Here is a 7,169-nt window from a genome sequence, read left to right on the forward strand (position 1 = left end):
GGGGATTTGCAGACAAAATAAACACCGCTTTTAAAACGCGGTTGTTTTCTGCTGATCACTTCCGGCGTGTGCTTAAGAAGATATATAGTCTTAAGCAAGCTACTGAGTTTTGTGTCGAAGTTATTGCTTTCCAAAACCTTGAGCCGGCTTTCCTGGGAGAAATACTCGAATTCACTGTTGCCTGGAATTTTCATCTTCCCATCCACAACACAAATGAATCCTTTTTTATTTCTGGAAATTAAATCATTGGTGGAATTTTCGAACTTGAAAAGAACGTCGTTGATTTTAATCCCCTCGATTTCCCTTTCCCTGACTATCAACAACTTTTCCCTGAACACCCTCGGGAATACTCTGCTCTTAAAATAATAGTCATCGCCGTTCTTAGTGAAGATTTCTTCAAAATTCTTTACGTTAATAAAACTGCTTTCGTTCAAGGCGTTATGGACAAATGGCAATTCATAATCCCAGTTGCTGTTCTTCTGGAACATAGAGATTTCATTGATGACTTTGTTGAGAAATTTGGTGAACTTGACGCATTTTTTCAGGGGCATTCCTGCCCTTGAACCGGGGAAAAGCTTTTCAATAGTGCTGTTTACAGTAAGTTTTTCCCAAAGATACTGCGAAACTTCATATACTTTTCCGGAATCAATACAGAAAAAACCTACCATTTTTTTGTCACCGAGAATAAATTCCTTCTTCAGAGTCTTGTAAAAACTTCCGCCCTTGTTTTCCGGAGGCGGAACAATCCAGTGGGCCGCCTTTCTTGTAAAAATTTTTAAATCTTCAATTTCCTTTTCGGAGCTGAATGCGATTTCTTTCAAGCTTGCGGCAAGAAAAGTAAGCCCTTTAAGCAGTTTTTTTCTCTTGAATATTTCCACTTGCATAGTTTTCCTCGCTTTTTAAAATTTCTGAAATTATTTCAACTGCGGTATCGTCGTCATTGTCAATGTATTGGTCGCAAATCCCTGTTATTCTGTAGCTGTCAACGCTCATTCCGTGAAGATTCCTGTTGAGCCAATCATCACCCTGACTGAGTATAACTTCCTTCGCTTTTTCAAAAAGTTGAATATCCTTTTCGCATGATGAAACGTTTTTTTCCTGCAAAAGCCTTGCTTTGTTCAAAATTGTCAGGGCTGATTTAAAAGCTTCTTTTCCCGATGTCGAAATCTTGAATTTTTGAAGTATTCTCTCTGTGCTTTCCTCGTTTTCCGGTTCTATCTTGATAAAACCCAGATCCCTGATTGTCTTTTCAAGTATTTCCTTCTCTAGATTTCTCGTATTCCCGTCCTCGATGGCGGGATAAATCCAGGAAAACTCGGAAGCCATTTTAAAATTATCCCTAAAGACTTTCGTTGTAATTCTGATTTTTTTTGACATGTCTATCGCGAACATGACTTTTAACGTCCTAAAAATCATTCCCACTCTTCTCTCGCTTACCGCTTTGAATTCTTTTTCGGAACATACATCCTGGGCATTCCTGTAATAAGCAGCGCAGAATTTTTCGGATAAATCGGTAATTTTTTGGGGCAAAGTATAATATTCTTTTTTTACTTTCTTTATAAGGGCTTGAAGTTTTTCAGTAATGTTCTTGTCGAACTCGTTATCTTCTCTCAGAAGCGACGATTTTTCATTATTTCCTTTGACAATTTTGAGTATGTCATCTTCTTTGAAATAATCATCTATCTCCACAATCTGGGCAAATCTATCTGCGAGTGCAGGGTCAAGTGTATAAGCACCGGGATAATTCAGGGGATTCATCGCTGAAAACACATACCTTAACGAAGGAATATTTTTTCCCATCAAGGATCTGTCCTTGATGATTTCAAGCCATTTGCTCTGCATGGCATAATTCGCCCTCGATAATTCGTCAATCAATATGAATTTTTTATTCCACAAGGTCATGGGCGATTTTATGTATTCCATTTTACTTTTTTTCATCATTTCAGGATCTGGGAAACCGATGATGTCTTCAAAAACCGATTTAGATGCGTCGTATGCGTTGAATTCTTTTTCATCTCCTTCCGTTTTATATCCGAGAGCACGCGCTAACTGACACAACATAAACGTTTTACCAGATCCGTGTTTTCCTATAAAAAGAAGTGGTTCCCCTGTGACCAATGATGAAAGAATTATTTTGGAATACTTTTCGTATCCAAAAACTTGAAGTTTTTGTAAAATTTCATCCATTTTAATCTCCTTTTTTTATTATAGTGTTGCTAAATTTTATTACATCTTTGTTTATAGTATAAATTTGATGCAGTGTCAAGAAAAATTTATAAGTGCATTGAAAAAATTATTACCATTATTGCTTTGTTTTATTTTATCAACTGTGTTATCATCTGCCATGGTTATAAAAAAAATTAAGCTGTCCGATATTTGTGAAATCAGAGCCGGCTATCTTTTTAGATTTAAGATAGAAGAAGATAATGAAGGAGATGTTCAGGTAATACAGTTATCAGACGTCGGCCGTTCTCTTATTTTAGAAAATTTAGGCCAATTTAAATCCATTAAAATTGACGATAAAAGAATTCTCGAAAAACATCTTCTCAAAGAGGACGAAATCTTATTCAAAGCCAAATCAACCAACCATGTCGCAGCTGTTTTCAAGGGTAATTTTAATGCCCTCGCGACGCACCATTTTTTTATCATGAGAATACGGCCAATAGAGGGTATAAATAGGAATGAAATATTCCCCCCTTACCTTGCCCTTTACATCAACCTTCCCCCTTCGCAGACTCATTTTTCATCCAACAGGGCGAACACACATATAATAAACAAAAACTCTCTCGAATCACTTGAAATAGCATTACCTGATATCGAAATTCAAAAAAATGCGGTTAATGTCTATGAAAACCTCACCAAACAGATGGAAAATTACGGGAAAATTATCGAACATAAAAAAGAATTACTGGACCTGACTCTCAGCAATTTACTGGGAATATCAAATGCTTTTAAGGACTGACAGGTTGTTTTCCGATAAAGGAAGAGAATACATTGGGCTGTACCAGAATTTCTGCGATGGCCGGCAATCATGGAACAGTTTTTCTCTGTTCTTCGGGGCAGTTCTTCTGAAGTTTTGCGAGGAATCAAAGGTTTCTTCAAACCCTTTCTCAAAAAACACAGAGCATCCTTTTTCGGGTCTTGTCACAGAAAAAAACGCCTATGAAAACCTGATATCTTTGTTGGATAAGTTTTTACAAAACAATTCCATTGAATTTACCGACATCACAAATCAAGACTTCTTTGAAAATAACTTAAGCAAGGAAGGAAAAGACAGGAAGGTAAAAATACTGGCTCTTGAGCTGTCGGACAAGAATAAATCTTTGACGGATGAGAAGGGTTTATTTTTTATTACCCTCTTCAGGTATTTTCAGCACGGAAACTATTTTTTCAACCCAGAACAGAGGGCTCAAGAAAACGCCAAAAAGCTTATGTTTGCTTTGGCTGAAAAAAAGGGTTGTGAAAATATAGTGTTTTCAGGCATAGAAAACGGGGTGTATTTTGATTATCAGGAAAATTATACCCGTAATATTTTCGTCGGAACTGAATCCATGTATTCCTTCTTGATCCAGACTATTTTGAAAAAATTCTCTGAATCTGAAAACATAAAAATTCTGAAACCTAAAGACGCTCTGACTTCCGGAGAAAAATTCTTAAAATTTCATTTTCCTAAATCATACGTATCCATGAGAAGAATTTTTTTCAGAAACGAAAGAGAACCCGGAGATATTCGAAGAGCTGACAATCTTTACAAAGAATACCTTTCAAAAGAACTCAATCTATTGTTTACTGAAGGAAAAGGCATTTATTTATATGTTGACGCAAGGACTCTGGCTGAAGATTATCTGAGAAATGAATTTTTTGTTTTGATTTCTCAAAAACCTCTTGATTTTGCCGTAAGACTTCCAAACATGTACTTTTTGGGAAATTACCGGCAGTCATTCGTATTCGGTTTCAGCAATAACAAGACGAAAAAAGGTGTTTTGCTTGTCGATGCGTCAATTTTCACTGAAAATAAAACAAGAAATAGTCTCACAACTGAGATTGTCGAAAGTATCGCGGATATAATCACCAATAGAAAAGAAAAAAAATATTATGCAAAAATATTTACTGAAATCGAAGATTTTAAACTAAACCTTTTCAAACCTCTTCACCCGGAATCCGCAGGTTCGGAGAATTTTTCAGATAAACTCAAGAATCTAAAAGATGAGATAAATTCCCTGACCGAGAATATCGGAAAATTAGAAGATGAATTCGATGAATTGACAGACGATATTAAAGGTCGAATACCAGAAGGTTGAGAACCTTCTGGTTGAGAACATTTCGGTTGAGAACTTTAAGGTTGAAAACCTTTCAGCTTACAATCTGCTGTTTGAAAACACTATTCCACAATAATTTTAAGACTATATTCACCTGTTCCGGAATTTGTCGAATAAACCCTCGCCTCATACTCATCTGGTCCGGCGATGACATATATAAGCGCATCACCCATAGGGTACTCGCTGTCCCATTCGGCTAGAACCGCACCTGTGGAGACTTCGATTAGTTTGAGAAGAGGAGTGAAAGCTTCGGTCGTAACTTCGACCCTTACTTTGTCTCCTGTCGTAGCTTCAAAAGTGTATGCATCATAGGGAAAGTTCATGTGGTTGGGATCCGTCAGGTCGCCCTCTTCTATCGTGCCGGATTTTTCGATAATCTGCTCAGTTGGTTCAACCCTCGCAGTTGTATCAGCCGGCTCTGAAGATTCACCGCCAGATTCGTTTTTTGAACATTCCCAAGAGAGCAAAAGCGTCAGAATTATTATCGGCAAATAGCACCAAACATGCATCTTTTTCACAACATTTACTCTCATTATAAACCTCCTGTTTTAAAAGGGTTTCATATCCATAGATCGAGAGAAAATCGGAAGATTATTGAAAAGATGTTTTTTGTATTCATTAATTATCTGCTGATATGATTTTTGAGCCGGCTGTCGATTTCGAAAGGTTCAGATATCCCCATCCTCATCTTCTTGAAATCCTTGTGTGAGACGTTCAGAAGATAGTTGAATTCACTCGGGACAATGACGCTGGGGACTTTTAGAACAGGAAATTTATTTTCTTCATACCAATCGTCTCCGATGTTCCTTAAGGCTGAAGGCGCCGGAAACTTTCTCCAGTTATTCGGCAATATTTTTGGATCTATTTCTTTCACCATGGAATTTTCAAAAATGACGGGTATCAGAACATAGTTTTCAAGCAGAGTCTTGTCCAAGTGGACCGTGATTTCAAGCAAAGCGAGAGAGATATTTTCAGAGGTGTAAACCACTTTTTTCCCTGAACTGTTCCACCTCCCGCCGTAAATTCTGGCTCCTTCACCTGAAAAAGCCGTTGCCTCAAATTTCTTTTTGACAATCCGCCAGGAGGTTATCTTCAAGGAAAAACGCCGTGTTCGAGCCTGCCCATTAGATTTTCGACTTCCTTGGCTCCGGTTTCGCTTTTTATGAAATCTATAGGTCTGAGGTTCCCGAGGCCAACCTGCTTTTCGGAAAGCCATTTTTTTGCACTGTCGAAATCCCCTTCGAAAAGCTCAATGGCTTTCCAGAAAACTCTCGACAATCTGACAAGTCTGTCGGATTCGTCGGGTTCGAGTTTTCCGGCGATTTTTCTTCTCTGAAGCGTTCGAACGCTTATCTGAAGAAGCTCCGCCAGTTCACTTGCGTTCATCTCGAGGTTTTTTTGAAATTTTAAAAAAGCGGAGTACGGAATTCCACCTTCTATGTTCTTCAAAAGAGGTTCTGTATCACAGGCCTTAAGCCCCAAGAGTATTAAGTACGGATGGGAATTTTTTTCGCCGGCAGAGTTGAGATGCTTTTTCAGATAATCGGCAGAAACGCCTTTATTTTTAGTTTCTTTTACAGCCATAAAATTCTTTTGCCATTTGGCTTGATTATACCAGACATTTGGCGTAAGGTAAATCATTTTATTTAAATATATTATTTTGTAATTGAAAATCAAATTGAATCAAATACAAATAGGACTAATTTAATGAGTTTTTACAATATATGTGATAGTTTATTGATAGGATTATCAACAAAGGAGTACTGATGAAGAAAATGTTTGTTTTAATTGGTATATTCGCTTGCGTTTCTATTTTCGCAAGCGGACATGGTCCGTCTGGGACAATCTTCTCAGAAGCGGTGACAATACACACCGGCGAAGGCATTGACCCCGAAGAAGGAATGCTTCCCGAGACAACACCATATCCTGTCCAAAATCAAGAAGACTTAACCATGCGCACTGAACCATCCAGATACGCCCCTCTCTGGGGTCCGGACCTTTTGGTCACGGACCAATGCGTGATTCCCTACAGATACAACATCGCCCTCGATTACGATGCCAACGGCTATATCTATGCAGGCATTCAATCCTGCCACTCTTCTGGCACCGACACACTTTTTGTATACAGAACAACCGACAATGGCTATACATGGAATATGATTTACAGTATGAATCCAGGCACAGGCGGGCAATTGCTTGATTTCGATATGAAGTTGGAACCATTCGTAAGCGACAACCCTAATATATACCTGATATGGGCTGACTCAGTTCCCGCTTCCGGGTATAGGCTTTTTTTCGGAGCTGTTCAACCCGGATACGGAGAAAGATGGCTGCAGTTTTCCGACCCGGATTACGACAGCGTGTTTCAGGTAGCAATGGATGTCGAACCTGATTCAAATCCCTTTATTGTGATTTCCTTAATAAGACTTTACCACACGCCGGGAGAAACTTCTTGGTTGACTGCGTCTTCTGCGGACACCGGAGTAACATGGGACATGTATGGACCGCATACTTCTTCATTGGGTCCAAAGGAAGTGACCGCCGCCTGCAATGACTCCGACGTTTTTTATGTCGGAACAATATATAATCAGTCCTCCAACAGATTCAGAATGTGGGGCAATCAATCTGGCTTTGTCAATGTGTCTTCAGCAAACGACACTGTGAGGTCCACACCGCAGTTAGCTTCGCAAAAATACCACACGTATCCGTCCAATTACGTCTACGGACTTTACACACAGGGGACTAATCCAAGAGTATATTACAACTACAGTTCAGACGGAGGGAACACCTGGCAAACACCCGGAATCTGGTCGATGTCCGGTGATGTGTATTCAAACAATCCAAACATGA

At 38.9% G+C, this 7,169-nt stretch carries 8 protein-coding genes; 3 read left to right on the top strand and 5 right to left on the bottom strand.

Annotated elements, in window-relative coordinates:
• A partial coding sequence (locus JXA84_09005) for a hypothetical protein (GenBank protein ID MBN1151342.1) occupies positions 1 to 884 on the bottom strand: 884 nt, incomplete at its 3' end.
• Entirely contained in the window at positions 847 to 2,187 is a 1,341-nt protein-coding gene (locus tag JXA84_09010) for an AAA family ATPase (GenBank protein MBN1151343.1), read from the bottom strand. The genes JXA84_09010 and JXA84_09005, both read right to left, overlap by 38 nt.
• 157 nt (positions 2,188 to 2,344) lie before the next feature.
• On the opposite strand from JXA84_09010, the gene JXA84_09015 reads away from it, so the two are divergent.
• Complete coding sequence (locus tag JXA84_09015) at positions 2,345 to 2,962, top strand: restriction endonuclease subunit S (GenBank protein MBN1151344.1); 618 nt, start codon at positions 2,345 to 2,347, stop codon at positions 2,960 to 2,962.
• Positions 2,946 to 4,301, top strand: coding sequence for a hypothetical protein (locus JXA84_09020; GenBank protein MBN1151345.1), 1,356 nt, complete (start codon positions 2,946 to 2,948; stop codon positions 4,299 to 4,301). Before JXA84_09015 ends, JXA84_09020 begins: the two co-directional genes overlap by 17 nt.
• An 80-nt stretch (positions 4,302 to 4,381) precedes the next feature.
• Here the strand turns inward: JXA84_09020 and JXA84_09025 are convergent, their stop codons facing one another.
• From JXA84_09025 to JXA84_09035, 3 genes are all read right to left on the bottom strand, one after another.
• On the bottom strand, positions 4,382 to 4,852 hold the full coding sequence (locus JXA84_09025) for a hypothetical protein (protein ID MBN1151346.1): 471 nt from the start codon (positions 4,850 to 4,852) through the stop codon (positions 4,382 to 4,384).
• Between the two features lie 89 nt (positions 4,853 to 4,941).
• Positions 4,942 to 5,415 carry an RES family NAD+ phosphorylase gene (locus tag JXA84_09030; GenBank protein MBN1151347.1) on the bottom strand — a complete coding sequence of 158 codons (474 nt, stop codon included), beginning with the start codon at positions 5,413 to 5,415 and terminating at the stop codon, positions 4,942 to 4,944.
• On the bottom strand, positions 5,412 to 5,903 hold the full coding sequence (locus JXA84_09035; protein MBN1151348.1) for a DUF2384 domain-containing protein: 492 nt from the start codon (positions 5,901 to 5,903) through the stop codon (positions 5,412 to 5,414). The genes JXA84_09030 and JXA84_09035 overlap by 4 nt, the downstream gene beginning before the upstream one ends.
• Positions 5,904 to 6,085: 182 nt before the next feature.
• On the opposite strand from JXA84_09035, the gene JXA84_09040 reads away from it, so the two are divergent.
• Positions 6,086 to 7,169, top strand: a 1,084-nt coding sequence (locus JXA84_09040) for a hypothetical protein (GenBank protein MBN1151349.1), incomplete at its 3' end; no start/stop codon positions are given.

Source organism: candidate division WOR-3 bacterium (assembly GCA_016926475.1).
GTDB lineage: Bacteria > SDB-A > SDB-A > SDB-A > SDB-A > JAFGIG01.

What these genes read in the sequence shown, in the direction of transcription:
- JXA84_09035 (MBN1151348.1), bottom strand. Translation starts at nt 5,903, where the DNA reads ATGGCTGTAAAAGAAACTAAAAATAAAGGCGTTTCTGCCGATTATCTG.
- JXA84_09020 (MBN1151345.1), top strand. Translation starts at nt 2,946, where the DNA reads ATGCTTTTAAGGACTGACAGGTTGTTTTCCGATAAAGGAAGAGAATAC.
- JXA84_09010 (MBN1151343.1), bottom strand. Translation starts at nt 2,187, where the DNA reads ATGGATGAAATTTTACAAAAACTTCAAGTTTTTGGATACGAAAAGTAT.
- JXA84_09025 (MBN1151346.1), bottom strand. Translation starts at nt 4,852, where the DNA reads ATGAGAGTAAATGTTGTGAAAAAGATGCATGTTTGGTGCTATTTGCCG.
- JXA84_09015 (MBN1151344.1), top strand. Translation starts at nt 2,345, where the DNA reads ATGGTTATAAAAAAAATTAAGCTGTCCGATATTTGTGAAATCAGAGCC.